General features: G+C 46.0%; 16 protein-coding genes. 2 read left to right on the top strand and 14 right to left on the bottom strand.

The genetic code is table 11. The features are described 5' to 3' along the window. Positions 1-28: 28 nt before the first annotated feature. The 10 genes from MHI52_RS22400 to MHI52_RS22445 all read right to left on the bottom strand — a co-directional run bounded on the left by MHI52_RS22400 (position 29) and on the right by MHI52_RS22445 (position 11,988). Positions 29-2,680 (bottom strand): molecular chaperone, encoded by a 2,652-nt coding sequence (locus MHI52_RS22400; RefSeq protein WP_340984591.1) that lies wholly within the window; start codon positions 2,678-2,680, stop codon positions 29-31. Positions 2,681-2,712: 32 nt separating this feature from the next. Next, on the bottom strand, positions 2,713-3,402 hold the full coding sequence (locus MHI52_RS22405) for an iron-dependent peroxidase (protein WP_127545047.1): 690 nt from the start codon (positions 3,400-3,402) through the stop codon (positions 2,713-2,715). A 7-nt stretch (positions 3,403-3,409) separates the two neighbouring features. Next, positions 3,410-4,702, bottom strand: coding sequence for a normocyte-binding protein (locus MHI52_RS22410; RefSeq protein ID WP_221824770.1), 1,293 nt, complete (start codon positions 4,700-4,702; stop codon positions 3,410-3,412). Further along, a complete protein-coding gene (locus tag MHI52_RS22415) occupies positions 4,702-6,546 on the bottom strand; it encodes a SpoIIE family protein phosphatase (RefSeq protein WP_253502197.1) in 1,845 nt (614 codons plus the stop codon). Before MHI52_RS22415 ends, MHI52_RS22410 begins: the two co-directional genes overlap by 1 nt. A gap of 40 nt (positions 6,547-6,586) precedes the next feature. After that, entirely contained in the window at positions 6,587-7,468 is an 882-nt protein-coding gene (locus MHI52_RS22420; RefSeq protein ID WP_228469530.1) for a PP2C family serine/threonine-protein phosphatase, read from the bottom strand. Next, entirely contained in the window at positions 7,453-7,986 is a 534-nt protein-coding gene (locus MHI52_RS22425) for an FHA domain-containing protein (protein WP_405157645.1), read from the bottom strand. The genes MHI52_RS22420 and MHI52_RS22425 overlap by 16 nt, the downstream gene beginning before the upstream one ends. Before the next feature lie 43 nt (positions 7,987-8,029). Beyond that, positions 8,030-8,581: an FHA domain-containing protein gene (locus MHI52_RS22430; RefSeq protein WP_127545040.1), complete on the bottom strand. Its 552-nt coding sequence runs from the start codon at positions 8,579-8,581 to the stop codon at positions 8,030-8,032. Positions 8,582-8,623: 42 nt separating this feature from the next. Further along, positions 8,624-9,085: a J domain-containing protein gene (locus tag MHI52_RS22435; RefSeq protein ID WP_100528544.1), complete on the bottom strand. Its 462-nt coding sequence runs from the start codon at positions 9,083-9,085 to the stop codon at positions 8,624-8,626. Between the two features lie 125 nt (positions 9,086-9,210). Then, positions 9,211-9,636, bottom strand: coding sequence for a hypothetical protein (locus tag MHI52_RS22440; protein ID WP_056695746.1), 426 nt, complete (start codon positions 9,634-9,636; stop codon positions 9,211-9,213). Between the two features lie 183 nt (positions 9,637-9,819). Then, a complete protein-coding gene (locus tag MHI52_RS22445; protein ID WP_405157646.1) occupies positions 9,820-11,988 on the bottom strand; it encodes a transcriptional regulator in 2,169 nt (722 codons plus the stop codon). A gap of 647 nt (positions 11,989-12,635) precedes the next feature. Between MHI52_RS22445 and MHI52_RS22450 the strand changes: the two genes are divergently transcribed. Further along, the gene (locus tag MHI52_RS22450) at positions 12,636-14,618 is read left to right on the top strand and encodes a vWA domain-containing protein (protein WP_405157647.1); all 1,983 of its coding nucleotides are present in this window, start codon (positions 12,636-12,638) and stop codon (positions 14,616-14,618) included. Between the two features lie 182 nt (positions 14,619-14,800). Here MHI52_RS22450 and MHI52_RS22455 read toward each other — a convergent pair whose 3' ends face one another. The 3 genes from MHI52_RS22455 to rnhA form a co-directional block, all read right to left on the bottom strand. Continuing rightward, the gene (locus MHI52_RS22455) at positions 14,801-15,790 is read right to left on the bottom strand and encodes a serine/threonine-protein kinase (protein ID WP_340018018.1); all 990 of its coding nucleotides are present in this window, start codon (positions 15,788-15,790) and stop codon (positions 14,801-14,803) included. A 299-nt stretch (positions 15,791-16,089) separates the two neighbouring features. Then, entirely contained in the window at positions 16,090-16,959 is an 870-nt protein-coding gene (locus MHI52_RS22460; protein WP_036615225.1) for an alpha/beta fold hydrolase, read from the bottom strand. A gap of 332 nt (positions 16,960-17,291) precedes the next feature. Beyond that, on the bottom strand, positions 17,292-17,945 hold the full coding sequence (rnhA, locus tag MHI52_RS22465; protein WP_340984588.1) for a ribonuclease H: 654 nt from the start codon (positions 17,943-17,945) through the stop codon (positions 17,292-17,294). Positions 17,946-18,099: 154 nt separating this feature from the next. Here rnhA and MHI52_RS22470 point away from each other — a divergent pair, with 154 nt between their 5' ends. Continuing rightward, complete coding sequence (locus MHI52_RS22470; RefSeq protein WP_282320634.1) at positions 18,100-18,732, top strand: DUF421 domain-containing protein; 633 nt, start codon at positions 18,100-18,102, stop codon at positions 18,730-18,732. Positions 18,733-18,873: 141 nt separating this feature from the next. Here MHI52_RS22470 and MHI52_RS22475 read toward each other — a convergent pair whose 3' ends face one another. Beyond that, entirely contained in the window at positions 18,874-19,641 is a 768-nt protein-coding gene (locus MHI52_RS22475) for an ABC transporter ATP-binding protein (protein ID WP_127545022.1), read from the bottom strand. Position 19,642: the final 1 nt, after the last annotated feature.

Below are 19,642 nucleotides of genomic sequence, written 5' to 3' on the forward strand. Positions count from 1 at the left end.
CGTTGTTCCCCCTTTCTGCTCGTGATCCTCACTTCATTCCGTCAAAGAAGTCCAGTTCCGACAAGTCTGTTTCAAACGGAAGTAGCTTCTGAGATCCCAGATACATCCGTTCATTTCTGCGAGCTACAGGCAACACATGGAAGCCCCAATGACGATCATCCGGAAACACAAAAAACTTCGTCTCTCCATTCACGATGGAATCCGTATCATCTTGCGGAATTTTATCTCCATATCGATCTCGAATGTCTTCGTAGAGCACCTCTTTATAGAAATCCGGGCGGTTCGCATATACGAATTTTTGTCTCAGCTGGCCATCGCTTCCGCTAAGATACAACTCCACTTCTGCCGTCTCGAATGGACGGGAAATGCTGCCAGGAATACCATCACTCCGATCCAGACTGCTGATCAGCATTTTTTCACGTCCATTATGCGTGTAGGCACTTACGGTATACGGAATTACAGCGGCATCATGCGTGATGTCAGCTTGAACGCTTCCTGTTTTGCGGGCACTCAGATAACGAATTGCCCCTCGAAGGCAGGCAAGTTTAAGATCAGGCACACGCCCTTCCGCAGGTTTTTGCCGAAACTCAATGCTTCTGCCTGGAACGAACTCCTTCAGTGCTTCCCGAAATACATCAATGCGGCAGGACTGACCTGTCAACTTGATAATCGAGTACTGGTTCATCCGCCCTTGATGATAGAAATCATCCAAAAACTTGCGAACCACCTCATAGATATCGGCCTTAATCAGCTGGGTAATTTCCTTGATATTGAACACCACATCGGGGAACTCATATTCATCCTTCAACTCCCCATTCCGTTCTACCGAGAGGAACCAACGCTCCATGGTCGTTATTTGCAGATCACTGTCCCCGTCGTCCTCCATCTCCGAGTGGAATCGGTTACGCAATATGCCGGTTTTGCGGAAAAATTGCTGCTTCATCTCTTCTGCGATTTCCCACAGAAAGTAGAAGTTGCCTCTTACCCGCAAATACTCGTCCCGAGAACGATTCTCTCGGCGCGCAAACGCGGTAGGGATGATGTGTTCTGCCTCATCATATCGCTGCTCCAGCTTCTGATAAACGGACTTCACACCCTCTTCGTCCACCTGACGGAACACATCCGCACCAGGTGCCTCAATCAGGCTATCAATATCCGTCACCTGACGGCGTCCGCTATAGTAGTCGGCGAATACAATTTTCATGAATTGCATAATACGATAGGTAATGTTGTGACCTCCGAAGTTCGTATCCCCATTTTCGTAGGTAGTATGAATATCGAGCTTGTACGCCATATGTCCATCCTCGATCGTAAAGGCACAGGAAGATAAATCCGTCGTTCCACCGCCACAATCAATCACGAGCGCATGATACGTCTGCCCTTCCATGAAAGCACCACGTTCCATCCCGTCAGCAAGGGTGTTATAGAGTACAGCCATTCCCTCATCCAGCGCATACGTCTGCTCAATCCGATAATCCGGAAGCATCTCGCCGAACATCTGCAAAAACTGTGTTTTCATCTTCACGGGACTGGTAAAATGCACATGGCGAAACTTGCACTTGAACTGATGCTCTGCCGTTCGGATGATGTAATTCATGTACGCACGCAGCAGATCCATACGAGAAACGATGGCCGCATTGCCATGAACATCGACGATTTCTTCCATTTTGTTGTAATTGTTCACCCATCGCTTCATGCTGCGGAAGACACTCGCCCGGCTACTGTATCCTCCCCGACGCATACTTCGCAGCGCTTCATAGCCGAACTCGTAACGAATGTTCGCTGGATCCGAACACTCCGCCACCCCAATGGCCGTAGGCAAGACCTCGATCCAATCCGTATCTTTGTATGTAGGATCGGGAAAAGAAACGTAGTTGATGGCATCCATACGGACTCGCCCATTCAGCAAATCCTGGCTGCTCGGCGCCTGAATATAACCGTTATGCAAATAGGCGCCTGCCGTCGTATTGGAGGTGCCAAAATCAATTGCAAGCACTGCTTCTGTCGGTTCAAGCTCCCGGATGTCCAGATCTGCCAGTGGGATTTGAGTATATTGAATATGAACCGGTGGAAGCGGTCTGCTGGAATAATAGGTCTGATATAGGTACTCCGAGTCGCGTTTACGGAAAAAGAGAAGACTATACTGTCTGTTTCCAGATCTCTTCCAGGTCGCCCCACTTCCTGCGGTCAAATAAAAGGTTCCCGATACGGAGTCGTCCTTAACCAGGTTGAAGATGCCGCACAGCTCCATGCTTTCATTGACTAAAAGTACGTTGGATTCGGTTAGTCCCCCCGGTGCCGTAACCACATATCGATCCAGCTTGTCCACGTTCAATCCTTCGTACAGAATCAGTCGCGCAGGTACACTAATGCCTCCATCACTGCTCATGGGCGCCGTCATATGACGAGAAATAGCCTTTTGTATCCGCTCGAATCCACCTTCAACAGACTGATTGATCCACAATATATCGTCCGCTCCCAGAAATTTTAAAATAATCCGAATCAGTTCTTCCCGCTCCGTCCGAGGGCCCAATCCCTCGATTAACCGTTCCTTGTAGCAAATGTTCCGTAATTGGAACGTGGTCATGTCCATCAATTCTTCACGCGTATAACGCATGGTTCCTCTGGAACGTTCCCTGCTCGTGGCATCAGGATACAATCGGTATGAATAGCCGTTCATCTATACTTCCTCCTTACAACTGCTGGTGCTGCTTAATATAGGGCAATCCCGTCCTGTATCATCGTATAATCCACATCCAGAATGCCAAAATGATGCCTCCAGTATATTTCCGTGTCGAAACGAACCGGCAGAAAGAGTTCAAGAATCAGTTCCAGCTTCTCCTTCGCTTCCGTACGCTCTACCTGACCAATATACAAAAGCAATTCATCCTTTTCTTCACAATTGGCATATAGGGTTGAACGCGGGAACATTCGAACAAGGGTATCCCTCAGCAGATGAACCGCCTCTCCCGTATCATACAAACGGAGCATATTGCAGGCGATCACTTCCTGCTCCTCCTGTCCGAACAGCTCCAGTCGCCGCCGAACCCGATCCCCGTATACACCCGAATGCATATCCTTCAGAATGAAGCGAATATAATACTCCCTCTTGTTCATCCCCTGCATCAAATCCATATCCGCCAGAAAATGAATAACCAGATCAAAGAGCGCTTCCCGCAACTCCACCTGCTCTTCATTATTGATATCGAAGAGGTCCCGGAAAATATCAAAAAAGCGATAATACGGATTGACTTCAACCGTGCCTTCCACGCCTGAAGCATTCAGGTTTGTCTGGCTAAGTTCCATGTAAGGCGAATATACACGTGCTGGCACAAAGGTTACGTCGCGCAGATCGGTTCCATTACGCTTGGCCCGAATAATCAGATCCCAGATGTAATTCATGCTGTACTCACACCCATTCCCCTTCGCAGCAGTATTCCGGGAAAGCCAGCTGGATTTCGGATACCAGAAAGCTCAGCAGATCATCCAGAAAAATGGCCTGTCCCGGCTGCTTTCCGTGTCTGCTGAACCTTAAAATCATTCGATGTTTATCTGTTTCAACACGGACATGATCGCTAACAAATGCATTAAGTGGATACGTAATGCCCAAAGCGGGTCCTGGCGCCACCACTTGCACATCTTCCAGTTCCAACCCCTCTGCTGCCTGAAAAGCGTGAACCATGCGGGAAATCTCTCCTTTGGATCGTACAGAACGTCCTTCCTGGCGAGCATATTTACCGGCAAACCCTTCCCGCTTGTTATTGGAAAACAGCGGATAGTCCATCCTGCCAATGCGGGTTGCGACGGGACCCGCTATTTTCAGCACCGTCCATGAATCGGATTTTTCCAGTGGTGATACGATGGTGATATCTTCTTCCGATCTTTTGATATACCGAATATGCGATTCGTCTCCATCCACCAGATATCCGTGTTCCGTTCCGGTTTTGCGGAGTGGCAACACATGTTCATAATTGATTCGGTCCGAAGCCGGAACAGGGAATCCACCCGTTTTCATATCCAGCTTCTGAATGTTCCACAGCGGAATCATATTGGTTCTTTTATAAGACTCAAACTCTTCGAGATGGATGGAAAGTTCCTTGACAGCATGTTGTTTGTCCCATGCTTCTCCATCGTCCGAACTGACCAGAACACAATCAATGAATTTGTACACATAGGGTGCATTGATCGATTTCCATGGCAGACTGTTCTTACGAAAGACCCGGTACAATTCTTCAACTTTGGAGATATACGCTGCACTTGATTTCAACCGAACCGTTATGGCATGCCTGCCTCCACTGGTTACTATCTCCCCGCGAAATGTCCGATTACTGTTCAGTAGAGATTGGAGTTCCTGTTGCCCACATTCCATGTAGAACGTGAATAATTTCATCTCTTCCTGACGCGCCAGTGCCTCTGAAGCCTCACTCAAATAGACGGACTGTGATTCAGCATCCTCAGGAATGATCGGGTACAGAAATTCATGAATGGGATCCAGATCTTCCCGCGCACATAATGTGACATATACATCATGACGTTCCTCCTGCGGCAACACCTCATCAAAAACCCGTTGCTCAATCTGTTTGTTCAGCGTCTCCTGATACTCCACAAGATTAAGAAAAACGCCTGTCATGAGATCTTTGAGCATGCGGCGTTGTTCGAGATCCTCCATCTTGTTAAGACGGTCACGAATCATGTCTTTCATCATGAATCTCCTCCTTCCGATGATTCCTGTTCGTTCACGTCAGCCTCCGTGGTATCGGTGCTTCCGTCAGCCTTGGAGGCAGAATTGCTGCCAGCATTACTTGTCGTTTTTCCAGGAGAAGTACCTGAGCCGGAAGCATCCGCATTGCCATTTCCAGCCGAGGTGCCATTAGCAGTGGAAGAACCGTTCCCTACTGTATTGCCTGTATTCACACTTCCTGTACTCCCGGTCATATCCGAGGTTATGCCCGAGGTATTTGGTGAGTCTGATCCTGCCGTATCCTGCGTAAGATCAGCCGCCGGTACCGGTGGGTTTAATTTCTCATCCAGTTTGTTTATTTTCCGCTCCATGGCCAGCACACGTTCCAGCATATCGATCTCTTGATAAATTCCCTGTGCCGAAGCATAGGCATCCATGGCTCCGCTGTAGTCTCCGGCTTCATTGAAGCGGTCACCCTTCTGTTCCAGCGTATCTGCCTGAAGCTGCCGGGATTGTCGCTTGATATCTGCACGTTTGGTCTCGGCCGTCTCCAGTTGCGTAGCAATCTCCTTCAACGCATCTTTGTAAGCTGTCTCCGTAGCGGCCGTTCTGGCCCGTTTATACAAAATGATTGCTCCACTGTAATCTCCGTTCTGGAGTTTCAGATCGCCCTCGGTGATCCAGTCTTGCACTTGCTGGAAAGTGGTCATCTGCTCCAGTCGCTCCTGAATAACTTCCCGGTTGAACATGGTATAGGATTCAGACAATTCCAATGCTTTGGTGTAACTCGCGGTTGCTTTGGTAATGTCGCCTTCTTTCAGGTGAGCTTCCCCATCAACCAGCGTCTGAGCAGCAGCCATCTTCGCGGTCAACAGCTTTTTATGTATCGGGTCCTTGATTTTGATGGAATTATTGCGTGCAAGGCTGTAGTCCGAGACCGCCTTGGTATACTCTTGTTCCTTGACGTACTGGTCTGCGGTCTGTTCATATTGCAGCATATCTACGACCAATTCAGCTTTTTTGGCTGCACTTTTCACCGCGTAGAATATGCCGGCTCCACCAAAAATCAGGAGCATGACCAGCATGATGGCAATCCGCTTAATCCATTTCTTACGGTTCTTGGGCTCTTCATGAAAAATCTTGTTCACATATATGGCTGCCGCACTATAATTCTCGATACGGGCACGCTGCTTGCTAAGCATTACTTCTTCAAGCGTATCCGCCAGTGTCTGCGGGTCATTGGCGCCTTCAACCGCATCGATCATCTCGGCATCCTGAACCCCTTCCCATAATCCAGGGGTGCAGAGCACAAGCACATCGCCATCGGCCAGCTTGATCTTATCCGATACATACGGTCTGATCATGCCAGGTTTGCCCGCGTATTCGTTCAGATTGCCGCGTTCATCATGCTGATCCACACGATCTTCTGCAATCTGGCCTTCGGCTGCCAACTGAGCAGCAACGCTATGATCTTTGCTTTTTAGTGCAAGCCGATTTCCACGAAAATGATACAACCGGCTGTGTCCGGCAGATGCCCACACCATACGTGTATAATCTGTCACAACAATGACGAATCCCGCTTTGAGCCTGACTCGGCGGCTTTCATACTGCAACCATTCATGGGCAATCTTGATATACTCCGTTAGTCTGCGTTTGGACATGGTTGGCTTTTCCAAAAAGGATTCCAGAATGGTCTGCACTGTGATCTGTGCGCTATTCACTTCCGTATCTGTATCCAGGCCATCTGCAATGACATAACAGGCCCAATCTTCCAGCTCAACGCAGCCGTAGAAATCCCGATTTTTCAGGAAAGATCCCGCTTCCGAGACAAAAGCCGTCTTGAATTCACTGTTCTCCTTCCTCATCCGTCTCCCCATTTCCCTTCCCTGTGCGTTGCCTGATCCGTTACCATCCTTGCTCCAAAATGATAATCGTGGCATTATCCTGATGCACGAGCTGTTTTTCTTCAATCAAATCAATGATGGTCTGAGCTGCATCAAATGGCGACATGTCTTTCGCAAGTATAGTTTCCAGTTCCATCTCAGTAAGAGAGTTGTATACCCCGTCACTGCATAACACAATCTTGTCCGCCGGCTGCAGTGCAAACGGCTCGTCCGCGATTTCCATTTGTTTAAAATGGTCGTACCCCAAATAGTTGACCAGCCTTTTGCGCTGCGGATTATCCAACGCCTCCTGCTCCGATATTTCTCCAGACATATACTGTTCTTCCAGTTGGGTTTCCAGTGTATGTTTATGATTGATAGCAAGCAGCTCTCCTTTACGAAATACGGCCAAAATACTGTCTCCTACCGCGCCCCAATATAACTCTCTGCCTTTGATCATGGCCGATACCAACGTTGTTCCACCCGGAACGCCAAGCAAGTTACGAAGAATCGCCTGGTTTGCTGCATGGGAAGAAGCATCCCAAAACTCTTCCGGATCAGGAAACCGCTCCAACTCTTCAAACTCACGGATAAATGTTTCTACCGCAGTGGTACTGGCTACTTTCCCACCAGATAATCCGCTAATTCCATCGGCAAGTACCGCAAGCACACCATAAGGCTCCACGGCACAGGCAAAATAATCATCCTGTTCACTGCGAGCACCAATGGTCTGTCCATTCCCGATCTGAACGCCAACCGGCCTATCGTCACGTTGCCTTACCGGAATCCGGCTTCGGACGAATAACAACAACCAGATCGACAAACAGCCTGCTGCCAGAACCCAATAAGGCGTTAGCTCCTTGTCGTTCCACAAGATCATGAAGGTATTCACTGTTGCTCCCATTCAAAATGCACACCACATAATGGGATGAAAATAAATTTACTGCGTCCCAATTGAATGACGTCGTAGGCAGCCAGTTCCACCGGAGAATAGACCGCTTCGTTGTTATGGTAGGCAAGGCCGGAAGCATCGCCGGGCAGCAGATAGAAATTCCGTTTTTTGGGATCATATACAATCACCGCATGATTGCGCCTTGAAATCGTGTTATCCCCAAGGATTCGAACATGCATCTCTTCCGAACGTCCAATAAAGTTCTTTTCAGCCATAATCCGATAATCCTGGCCCATCTGTGGACCTTCGATACACACCATCCATCCCGTTACCGGTTCAATTCCTGTCGTTTCTCCCAGGTATGGCATCGTTCTGTCATCCTCTGACGTGCGAGGCGCGCGTGGGATTGCTCCCCCTGCTTCACTATTGCCGGAAGGCGGTGACTCGACGGCCAGATTACAATATGGACAGGTGTTTCCGTGCCGTCTCGTGCTGAACATATGTCCGTTTCCACATCTTGTAAGACTCATTTCTTTTCATTCCCCCGTAAGCTTGTATGATGGTATGCCAACGTTATTTCACCAAAATGCGGGTATTGGCAATATAAATTAAGTCTCCTGCCTCAATCAGGCTGGGTTCTTCGATTTCCAATTTGGATGATCTGCTTTGATTTCCCTTACGTACACCCACGCCGCTGGCGGAGTCAATATCCTCGATAAACCATTGGCCCGAGGCTTTGTTCAGCACAGCATGTTGCGGACTGATGAGGGAAGCATATGGAGTATCGGACAAATCAATGTCCGCCTCACTGTTCTTCGAACTTTTTCCGATCAATACACTTGTCTCACCCTGAATGTACCATTCCTTCACACTTGTACCGTCATCGTCCAACAGTACGAGTTTCACAACACGTGAAGACAACTTCTTCTTTTCCCTCTTGCTGGCAGGTAAGTATTTAAAAAACAAGTATGCTCCCCCGGAGAGGACCACAATAATTCCAGTTATCCACTGGGCACTCATGTCCCGGTTAATGATGAATATGTAATACAGCACGGCTAACGAAATCATGGCGACGCATGCGTCAACCCCTATCGTCATTACCGACCTTCCTCGTTTCACTTCCATAACCTCCGCCTGAACCGGCACGATCCATTACAGGCCACCGGCTTACTTTTTTCGAACTCCGAAATATCGGTCAAACATGGCGGACATATCCATTCCTTTGTTGGGATCGGCTTTGCCACTGTTTGAGCTGTCCTTGCCTTTGGGGCGATAGCCAAAAAATTGTTCAAATTGTTCCTGCATTCGTGATGGATCAGACCATACCTTCTCGGTATTCATAGGTCCATTTTGGGCTTGTCCACTCTTTTCTCGTGCAGTACTGGATGTTGCTCCATTTGCCCCTCCTGGGTTCCCTGTAGATCGAGGTTGTTGATTGTATGCAGCCCTTAACTCGGGATTTCCGAGTGTACTGTAGGCCTCATGGACTTGCTTGAAACGCATTTCTGCCTGCGCATCTCCCCCATTAACATCCGGGTGAAATTTCTTTGCCAATTGACGATAAGCCTTCTTGATCTGCTCCGGAGAAGCTTCACGTTCCACACCAAGCACGGCATAATAATCATTCATGGTATTCGTACCTGCCTCCCTGCCGTATTCGGGCGTAAATAAAGATTAAGGGGCACCAAGGCCCCTTAACTTGACAGAATTATTCTGGGCCAGCCATAACTGACCCGGAACATCAGCTTCTCCCTTTATACAGGGAAGCCGCCTTCAATTTTAGTGAATTCCGTTTTGTCTTTTTTCTGTTTGATGAACAGGCTGAATTCACCTACGCCTTCGGTATCTCCGAAACGTTCTGTGTAATCCACAACGAACGCGTTAGGCATGTAAATTTTGCGTACCACTTGATCCGCCGCAACCACTTCAAGGGTCACTTTACGGTAGCAATCTGCTTTTTCAGCTGGAACGAGGGACCACAGAGCAAGTTTCATCGTGTCATCTGCATTGTCACCGTCTGTTGCTGTAATAATTTTGCCACTGATGCGAAGTGTTGCACCTACATCTGTGGATCTAGCGTTGGAATCATCCGGTGTATCTGTGTCATACACTACTGTGCGGATATTATCCATTCCCAATTCGATTGTTTCTGCGCCTTCTACTTTCAATACAAAACCCATTAATAAAAACCTCCTTAAGATTAAAAAACAATGTGCCCGGCATGCTCTCCATTTGAGGAGAGGTACCGAAATATATGTATAAGGTCAGCCAATAAAGGCCGCCTCTAACACCAAAATCAATTTCTATAATTCGTTGTTTGAAGAATTATAGACATTTCTAAAACTTGTACCCACTCCAGTTTCTTACACCTTCATCGCGCTGGTGCCTTTAGTAATCATGACCTCCAGGTTCTTCACGTTGCCGTTGAATACCAGGTCAATGTGGCACATATTGCTCTTCTCATCGATGATAAAGCTCATGTCGTCACCTTCTTGAATGATCGAATTGATCGACCCTCGGGTTCCCAGCCACCGGCTCTTCTGACTGCTCGGATTGTTGCTGAAGAATTTGACGATATTTTCATGCTTGAAATCACCCGTCTGGAAACGGAGCAAGCGCTCAATGTAAGTACTTACGAGTGTCTTATACAAGGAATCAAAACCATCTTCGGACATCGCCATGCTTCTCGCTTTGTATACCGTGATCCGCTTGATGTCGCTATCCTGGATTTGGGCATTCTCCGATGAGAAAATAAATCCAAAGTTTTTGCGGTTAATCGAATCCTTGATGGTGTTCGTGAATCCGGAAATTTCTTTGGTCATCGTAGTCACTACACGCAGACTGTTATCGCCTGCCTCAATATCAAAACGCACACCTGGATAATCCCGGTTCACGGTTTTGAATGCGCCTCGTAGATACTCGGGGCACTGATATGCAGCCACAATTCCGGCAGATACATAAGACGCACCGACATACACACCTTCAATCCACAGCTTCAGAACGTCTTCTTTCTCCTTGGAAAGCTCCACACCATTCTCCGTCTGGAGCATACGACTGTCGATAACGACACCCGATTTCTCTTTCGGAATGATGGTGAAATTCGGAGCACTTGGAATGGCGAATTCGCTGTAGTCTTTGCGAGTTAATACCGCGCATTTATCAATATATTTATCGATGCCCGCAGTAGCCATGCTGCTGAATGTAGTCTCTTCTCCAGATTCAAAGCTAAAGAATACTTGTACTTTGTAGTCTTTAACGACTTGCAGAAGCATGGACAGGGATTCCATACTGTTTCCGTCTTGTTTAACCACTTTCTCGTTACCACGGAAACGGGCTCGACTGACTTGAACTTGTCCCGTATTCTCCAGTTCAACGGAAGGAACAATTCCGAACCAAATGGTGTCGGTAAAATCATTCTTCGCATTGACTGTGTTGAGATAGGTCTCCAGCCGCGGAATATTACTGCTCTTAACAAGCATATCCAGCTTGGCATTGGCAATCAGCATGGAAGGAAGCATGCCTTTGTTTTTGGTCGCATATTGATCAAAGAACATTTTGACACCCAAAATTTTCTCTACCAGCGGTTTTACGGTTTTTACAAAGTCATCCTTGGCGTTCTTGTAAAATTCCAGGTATGTATTGTAATTCTGTACTTCAACTGCCGTATCAACATCCGTCTGAACTGCAGGCAGTGGGCAGAATGTACGAACGACCAGATCCTGTACATACGGTGAAGGTGCCTCGGAGAGTGAATCATAATCTTCGGCAAACACCTGAGTCAAATCTGTGCTTGTCGACTCATCCAGGAGCATCAACTCGTTGTTATCACTCTTTGGAGCTTCGATAATTTTCAATTCTCCGCTCTCACCAATTGTGAGTTGTCCTACCTGAATCGCTTCGGAAGAAGTTTCTTCTTGAGCACGGCCCAGCAACAAGCGGGTTTTGATATCTTCGATGGCCAGTGGCAGCATTGCCATAACATTGTTATAGTTCCGGCTAGCATCTTCAAACATGACATTAAGTTTATCCCCGATATCCAACTTCTTCGGGTCCCCGTCATCCAGCTTCTCATGCTGGCCGTACATGTAATGAATTTCTTTTCGTACCTGCCGAATGTCATCCATAACCTTTTTCGGTGAAATCATATCCAGCAAATTTTCAAACTTGAAATCTACATTCGTAATCCCCTGACTACGTTTGGTATCGATCAGGGTAAAGAGCATTCTCAGGAAGTCATTGCTATGATCAATTTTGATCTCAGAGATTGCTTCATCCGGAATCCCTTCGGGCTTTTTGAGCGTATACATGACTTTCTGGTTTACCGCATTGAAAAAGGAATACACACTGGGAGAAAACTTGTCCAAAAACTCATCGAAGCTTCGTACAAGCAGGTGTTCATTGATCTCCTTGATCTTGTCATCATTCAGACTGTCGATCCCTTTTACGTCACCGACAATCGTAATCAAATCCATTTTCTCAGGATTGATCTCTTCGAAAAGCATCGTTCGGTTCGTTTGATTAATAATATCCATTCAGGCAACATCCCCCTAATGATGGTTCATTCGGGCGAATGCTTCCCCCCCTCCATCAATTTTTGACACTCCGCACGCTCTATCAGTCTTTGGTCATGATCTAAGAGAATCATCTTCTCAGGCGATCACAAGTCCAATAGAACGAGCTGTCAACATATGACTGGAACTTATGTACCAGATTATGCCGTTTGCTTTGGAGATTTATGGAATTCATCTTAATCATCAGTGATATGTTTTGTCAATATTACCCTATATAGGTCTAAAAGCTCATTTTTGTGACTTCGATATACCTATAGAACTAATTTCCGATTTCCGCTTCACTTCCCATCGAATCATGCCGATGATAAAGAATATCCTATAATCTGGATGATGTTCAATGATTTAAAACTAGTGGAGTTTTCCCCCTAATCAAGAGGAAATCGCCTTAACGTATGCGGTGTTGCAATATTCTTCGCTTATCAAAACTCGCATAACGGGGTTTTGTCGAGTAGAAACAAAAGTTTTTTAACAAAAATCAGTTTGACCTCTAAAAACAATTGCAGTGCCCAAAACAGAAAGGAGATTCAAAGCATCGTATGATATTAACAAAATTCAAAAAAACATTTTTTTCTATCTTGGTAATCAGCTTTTTAATTCCAGCATGGGACATGGGGAGCATATACGCTGAATCATCCGTCAAGACCCAGACGTATGAAGGCCTTGATGCCATGTTTGTCCTGGATGTTAGCTACTCCATGAATGAGACCGACAAAGATCGCATTGCCGAAGAAGTTATACATATGTTTATGGATATGAGTAGTGGACCTAAGACCCGATTGGGATTCGTAGCTTATAATGACAAGATCACTTCATCCGTACCACTGATGGAGATTTCATCCTCTGGAGCTCGCAATAATCTTCGTAGCCGTGTGGATGGCTTAAAACGTTCGGGATATACAGATCTCGGACTTGGCTTACGCCGAGGGGCTAGCCTGCTCGAACAATCGCAGACGGACAAACGTAAACCATTTATGATTTTGCTCTCTGACGGAGAAACGGATTTGCGAGGATCGACGAGCAGAACACCTGCTGACTCCTCCAAAGATGTGGACAAAGTTATTGAGATGGCACAACAAGCTGGTTATCCCATCTATACTGTGGGACTAAACCGCGACGGTACCGTTAACCCGGCAGAACTGGAGCGTATCGCCAAAGAAACGGGTGGTTCTTCCTTTATCACCGGAAGTGCGGACGATCTGCCTGAAATCTTCAATCGGATTTTTGCAGATCAGATTCAATCCGTTCTTGTATCTGTAGCGGCTGTAACTGCAACAGGAGCAATGCAGGAAGTAACCGTGGATATTCCTAACTCCAGCATGGCGGATGCCAACATTATCATGCTATCTGATCATGCTGTCTCGGAAGCTCAGCTCTATTATCAATCGAGCAATGTCAGCTTCATACGGTCTGATAAATATGCTCTGATGAAGATCATTCGTCCGGTCAAAGGACAGTTTAAACTGAAATTCAAGGGCCGTAGCGGTGATCTGGTGAAGATTAACCTATTAGGGAACTACAACGTCTCTGCGGTCGCAAATATGGCAACGGAGCAGCCAGTCAAGGGGAAGAGCATCACATTTGAGGCATCACTCTACGATCAGGCTGTGGACCCTAAACCCATTAAGGACTTGGATGTGTACAAGGGACTGGAAGCGGAACTCATTGTAACTCCATCTGATGGAAAAACAGAACGTATCCCTTTGACCAATACAGGTAGCGGATTTACGGGAAAATACACTTTTCCCAAGTCGGATTTGTACACATGGGGACTACGAATCGACGGTCCGGACTTTTATCGGGAAATTACTCCGGTTGAAGTAGACATTACGAATCAAGCACCCGTAGCCACCGGCGAATCCATGGTGTTATCCAAAGACGACAGCAATACAGATGTCGACCTGAACAACTACTTCAAGGATGCCAATAATGATCCATTAACGTATGTCCTTGCAGACGGTGAAAGTGAGCGCAAACTTGGAGATGCCATCATTGAAGGCAACCTGTTGCGATGGTCATCTCTACACACCGGAAGTTCAACGATCAAGGTGACAGCAACGGATTCTGAGGGAGCAAGTATAACTACAGACATTTCGTTGCAAATTCATTCTTTACGTGAAAAGGTACTGCTATATACAGGATTGGGCCTGCTTCTTGCTGGTGGTATTTTCGCACTGTATTGGTTCGTAATGAAGCCAAAACCCGTATTCCGGGGAAGACTGGAAGGATACTTTCTAGCGACAGCGAACGGCGAGGATATACCAGTGACCAATTGGCCTCTCACTTCATTGGAACGCCGAAAAGTAAGTCTCAGTGAACTGTTTGATCGCATGGACATCGGGGTCAAAGTACTAGAAGCGGGACGAATCTGGCTGGAAGCGGGTAAAAAAGAAACGTTATTGGTACGGCACGATACGAATTGTACGGTTGTCCGAGGCCGAACGCCAGTGAAACGCAGACACACGGAAGCTATGGAGTACAATGAAAAGTTGTATATCACGTTTGAGGATGGTGTTACGGAGATCGAAATTCGTTACAAAGCCATCAAACCAAGTACCAATATCTATGTAGGACAAAAGAGAGATCCACAGTAAACTACGTGTTAACTACGTGGAAATGAAGCACGCTGATGTATGTTCTCTCTGAAAATATAATAGAAACAAGCCAGTTCGCCCCATATGTACGGGTAAGAACTGGCTTGTTTCTATTTTACACCTATTTAACGGTTATGCTTGCATTTAAGCCTATCTACTTTAGTAACATAGGTCATGACTGCTTACGCCGTCTCATGTTGCTTTTTCGGCTCCACTTCATAGACCTGCGTATGTTGATTCTCGGCTAAAGACCATTCCACTGTACCTGGCTTGCGCACTTTCCATACCCAGGCTTGAACTCGCAGCGAGCTTCTGACCCAAGCTAAGGAAGCACAGCGTTTCTCAGAACGAACCGTCAACCCCCAATGAATAACACGAGCGAGCCAAGGATTCACATACTCATTATGTGAGCGAACAGATGGCAATTCATCCTGGAACAACCGCTGTTTCACGTCCATAGGGGGTTGCCCGCATGTCCAATAATGGAGCAGAGCCGCCAAACTATAGATGTCCGACATCGGTCCCTGACTGGATTTCTCTGAATAAAACTCCAGTGGAGAATAACCTGCCGATGTAAATATCACCTGTTTCTCTCCGGATTGCATAGGCCAACGGGTAGCTGAGCCAAAGTCCAGAAGTTTGGGTGTACCATCCTCCATAACCATAATGTTGGAAGGTTTCACATCCCGGTGAAGAATGCCTTGCTTATGTATGTAATCCAATGTATCCACCAGTGGAAGCAGCGTCTCCGTTATGAAAGTAGCATCAAGAGCATGATTATGTTCATTCAAATACTCGGTCAATGTTATTCCCGTGCAGTATTCCATAACCAGATACCCCGTACCATTTGCTTCAAAATGATCCATATACGATACAATATGGGGATGATCCAGTTTCGATAATAGTTCACCTTCGAGCAGAAATGCAGCCAGTAACTCCTGATATTGCCCACCATATCCTCGTGAAGAGCAGAACACCCCTCGCTTGTCTGCCTGCCGTTCAGCCATTCTCTGTGGGAAAAATTCCTTAATGGCTACTTTGGCACCTGTGTTACGATCTCGCCCTGCATATACAATAGCCAACTCACTGCTGGCCAATACCTGTCTTACCTGATATGTATCATTTATAATCACATTGCGCTGCAATGTCATTTTACAATTGTCTTTTCTCATAACAGACCTCTTTTCAACCTTGTCGATCGGAAGACTTTCCGCGTAAATGCATCACTTGGTTTAACCAGTCAGCAATTCATCGCCAACTATACATATAAACCAAATGATGCAATTTGAAACACCTTCACGCGAAATATTTAAATATTAATGATATCAAGCCTTCTTCGTTCTACTGCTAATCCCTATCCACACTATTCTATAGAAGAAAAGCATTCTCTTATATAGAGTATCGACAGATGGATGTAATTACTTTATTAAACTGGAGAAAAACATTTCTCATCCTTCATTAACAGTTTTTATTAATAATTATTCTGTAAAAAACGCCCGATTTCCTCGTTCATCTGAACCAATACGTCCTGTGAAGGGAAATGTCCTGTATCATACTTGATGGCTTCTACATTCGTAATAATCTTTTGAGCTCGCTCAATACACTTATCAGCTGGGAAAAAGACATCCTTCTCTCCTACCAATAACAAGGTTGGTGACGTATAATTCACCAGTTCTTCCCGCTCCGTAAGCTTGGGCAGATCCTGATCTATGCTGACGTATTTAAAAAGTTTGCCGATAATGTTTTTATCCATTTCTTTCATGCAGTTGCACGACATGTTGTCCGTAATTTTTTGCAAAGAAGATGGTGAAGACGTCATACGATACTTGACGAGTGGCAACGTGATATCCTGAGCTGTTTTAATTTTGGAATTGACCGCAAGACCCGCAGGAGCAACCAATACAGCACACGAGATGCGTTCCGGAATATAGGTAGCCAGTCTGAGAATAATGCCTCCTCCAAACGATGGGCCGATAAATGCACTCTTTTCGATATCATAGTGATCCAGCAGATCCGATACCCATAATGCCAAACTATCAAACCGTGTCGAGATACTCGCTTCCTCACTATAACCAGGATGACCAATCGTATCAGGAGCAATAATCCGGTATTCTTTAAATAAAGAAGAGAACCAGGACAACGTCATCGGATTCACACAATTACCGCCTTGGAGAATAAATAACGGCTTGCCATCTAGAGGACCCGTCAGTAAAACATGTGTCTTTCCAAAACGCGTCTCTACATACTCCCGAGTAAATTCCTCACCCAACTCGTTCAAATAAATCTCATACTCTTCAAGTATGCTGCTCTTGCCTTCTTCACTTCTATAAATGGAACTCATGTCTGCCTCCTGCAATATATACTCAAATACCCCATTCTATTGAATGGACTTGCTAATCAATGGACCAAAAAGATAAAGAGGGCCTGCAGATGACAGGCTCCTCCATATGTTTAACTAATCATATTCAGATGATTATAGAGCGGAAACTGGAAATTGTAAATAACGATTCTAATAGACCAGAAATTAAGGAGGCATCCTTTGGAAAAATCAATTTCATAACTCACTAAAAATGTATTTTTGTAACTAGATATAGACAAATTAAACCGTATTTATCTATATCTAGCCTTGATTGAAGCAGCGAAAGGTATTATGAAATTAATACGGATAAATACCTACTTCCGGCCGTAATCTGCCTTGATTTCGCCCCACTGCTTGGTCTGCCATTTTAGCACTTTATTGCTGTACGTATTCGTCTGGAGCCACTGCTCCGCACGATCAATCATCAACCAGATCTCTTCCGTGGAGTTGTCTCTTGGCAACGTTGTGGCTACTTTTTTCTGCTTTAGCCATTTCATGGCATTGACCGAGTCGGTATACACCGTTTTGGTACTGGCTTCTTTCTTAAGATGTGCGAGGGCATGTACAATGGCTAAAAATTCGCCCAGATTGTTCGTGCCTTTGGAGATCGGTCCGACGGAGAAAATAACCTCACCGGTGCGGGTGTCTACTCCTTTGTATTCTACAGGTCCGGGGTTACCACGTGTGCCCACATCAACAGAGACGCTGTCGTAATCCACTTCCTCTGACGTTTCCATGCCAGCACTTCTTCCGCTACCAGCTGAATTTTTCTTCGACGCTCCGCCTGCACTTGAACCCCAGTTCCCTTTCCAGCCAGCACGATACGCTTCTTCTGCGGCTACTTTGGACTCATAGGATTTATATTTTGCTCCAGTATAATGATCCGTCTGCGCTTTGCAATCTGCCCATGTGTTATACACACCCGGCTTCTTGCCTTCCCAGACAACATAATATTTCTGTTTTGCCACTGTGACCCGCTCCTTTGTTCACTTCATCAATACCCTATTGTAAACGATCTGGTGGGCGGAATGAAAGCTATGGATTTAGCCATCTGCATAATTCCTCCAACTCCAGAACAGCCTAAGAAACAAAGCGCATACTGGAATAGAAAGGAATATACGTATGGACTGGATATGGAAATCCGTTTTACTTGTACTTATCGGCATGATTCTGCTGCGAATTGCAGGACGCAAGTCGATCTCACAGATGAGTGTCGCCACAACGGTCATCATGATCTCCATCGGAACAACGATTGTACAACCCATCGCAAATCATGAGCTTGGCAAAGCGATTGGATCAGCATCGGTCTTCATTTTGACATTGCTTGTAGTGGAACAACTGCAATTGAAATTTAATATTTTTGAACGGTTAATGAGTGGCAGTTCCAAAATCGTGGTAGAGGACGGAAAGGTCATTATCCCGAATCTGAAACGTATGCGTTATACGATGGATCAGCTTGAGATGCATATGCGACAGCACGGAATTACAAGTGTAGATGATCTGGAGACGGCGACGGTGGAACCCAATGGTCAACTTGGTTATGTCCTGAAACGACATGCTCGTCCTGTAACGATTGGAGATCTGGAAGAGATCCTACGAAGTTATGCGATTACAGGTAGTAGTCCAGCAACGGGAGAACACCCCCAACAAGACAACAGCAGCAAGTCTTCAACGCATAGCGATAATTCCTCAGATATTTTTCAAGAAGTCAGCAAAGGTGCTCATGCTCATCCCGTTGATCCTAAGCTTCAATAGTTAATCCCTACCCCACCTAAAAACAAAAGACCGGCCCTGCGAGCATGCAATAACATCGCTCCAACAGGTACGGTCTATGTTCATTTCAATTGATTATTTCGAAAGATTGCTCCAGGTCTCCAAACGAAGATATAGTCCCAATCAACGTGTACTCAGGTAAGCAATGCCTAAGCCGCCCGTAACCGGATTTGTATAGATTTCACAATCGACATCGAACACCTCACCAATCATCTCGCGAGTCAGAATATCAGCCGGTTTACCATGGACCACAATCTGACCCTTTTTCACCACATAGAGATAATCGCAATATGCTGCGGCGAGTTCGAGATCATGCAGCGCTGCCAATATGCCAATGCCGAGTCCACGGACAATATTTAGAATCTGAAGTTGGTATTTGATGTCCAAATGGTTCGTTGGCTCGTCCAGGATCAGGAATTGGGGTTGCTGTGCCAAGACACGCGCCAATACGACACGCTGTTTCTCCCCACCAGACAGAGACACGTAATTGCGGTCTGCATGTCCAGTCAGATGTACTTTTTCCAGAGCCTGCTCCACGATTTCGTGATCCCGTTCATTATCCGTCTCCAGCATTTTTTTGTGCGGGGTACGGCCCATCATGACCATCTCACGTACTGTAAAATCAAAACTCAATTCATTAAACTGGCCAACAACGCCCATGTGTCTGGAAACAAGCTTTGGACTGGATTTGAGAATATCGGTATTATCCAGAAAAACCTTACCTTGCTGCGGTTTGATCACTTTATAAATGCTCTTGAGCAGCGTTGACTTGCCACAACCATTGGGTCCGATCAGCCCAACGAACTGTTTGCCGTTCACCTGTAATGAAATATCCTTGATGATGTCCGTGTTCAGCACAGAGATGGATACATTTTCTACGTTCAGCTTCATG

Source organism: Paenibacillus sp. FSL H8-0283 (assembly GCF_045040675.1).
Classification (GTDB): Bacteria; Bacillota; Bacilli; order Paenibacillales; family Paenibacillaceae; genus Paenibacillus; species Paenibacillus amylolyticus.

Coding starts and splice junctions, on each gene's coding strand:
- MHI52_RS22475 (WP_127545022.1), bottom strand. CDS start 19,641: ATGAAGCTGAACGTAGAAAATGTATCCATCTCTGTGCTGAACACGGAC.
- MHI52_RS22415 (WP_253502197.1), bottom strand. CDS start 6,546: ATGAGGAAGGAGAACAGTGAATTCAAGACGGCTTTTGTCTCGGAAGCG.
- MHI52_RS22435 (WP_100528544.1), bottom strand. CDS start 9,085: ATGAATGATTATTATGCCGTGCTTGGTGTGGAACGTGAAGCTTCTCCG.
- MHI52_RS22430 (WP_127545040.1), bottom strand. CDS start 8,581: ATGGAAGTGAAACGAGGAAGGTCGGTAATGACGATAGGGGTTGACGCA.
- MHI52_RS22440 (WP_056695746.1), bottom strand. CDS start 9,636: ATGGGTTTTGTATTGAAAGTAGAAGGCGCAGAAACAATCGAATTGGGA.
- MHI52_RS22450 (WP_405157647.1), top strand. CDS start 12,636: ATGGGGAGCATATACGCTGAATCATCCGTCAAGACCCAGACGTATGAA.
- MHI52_RS22420 (WP_228469530.1), bottom strand. CDS start 7,468: ATGGGAGCAACAGTGAATACCTTCATGATCTTGTGGAACGACAAGGAG.
- MHI52_RS22470 (WP_282320634.1), top strand. CDS start 18,100: ATGGACTGGATATGGAAATCCGTTTTACTTGTACTTATCGGCATGATT.
- MHI52_RS22405 (WP_127545047.1), bottom strand. CDS start 3,402: ATGAATTACATCTGGGATCTGATTATTCGGGCCAAGCGTAATGGAACC.
- MHI52_RS22425 (WP_405157645.1), bottom strand. CDS start 7,986: ATGAGTCTTACAAGATGTGGAAACGGACATATGTTCAGCACGAGACGG.
- MHI52_RS22445 (WP_405157646.1), bottom strand. CDS start 11,988: ATGGATATTATTAATCAAACGAACCGAACGATGCTTTTCGAAGAGATC.
- MHI52_RS22460 (WP_036615225.1), bottom strand. CDS start 16,959: ATGAGTTCCATTTATAGAAGTGAAGAAGGCAAGAGCAGCATACTTGAA.
- MHI52_RS22400 (WP_340984591.1), bottom strand. CDS start 2,680: ATGAACGGCTATTCATACCGATTGTATCCTGATGCCACGAGCAGGGAA.
- MHI52_RS22455 (WP_340018018.1), bottom strand. CDS start 15,790: ATGAGAAAAGACAATTGTAAAATGACATTGCAGCGCAATGTGATTATA.
- MHI52_RS22410 (WP_221824770.1), bottom strand. CDS start 4,702: ATGAAAGACATGATTCGTGACCGTCTTAACAAGATGGAGGATCTCGAA.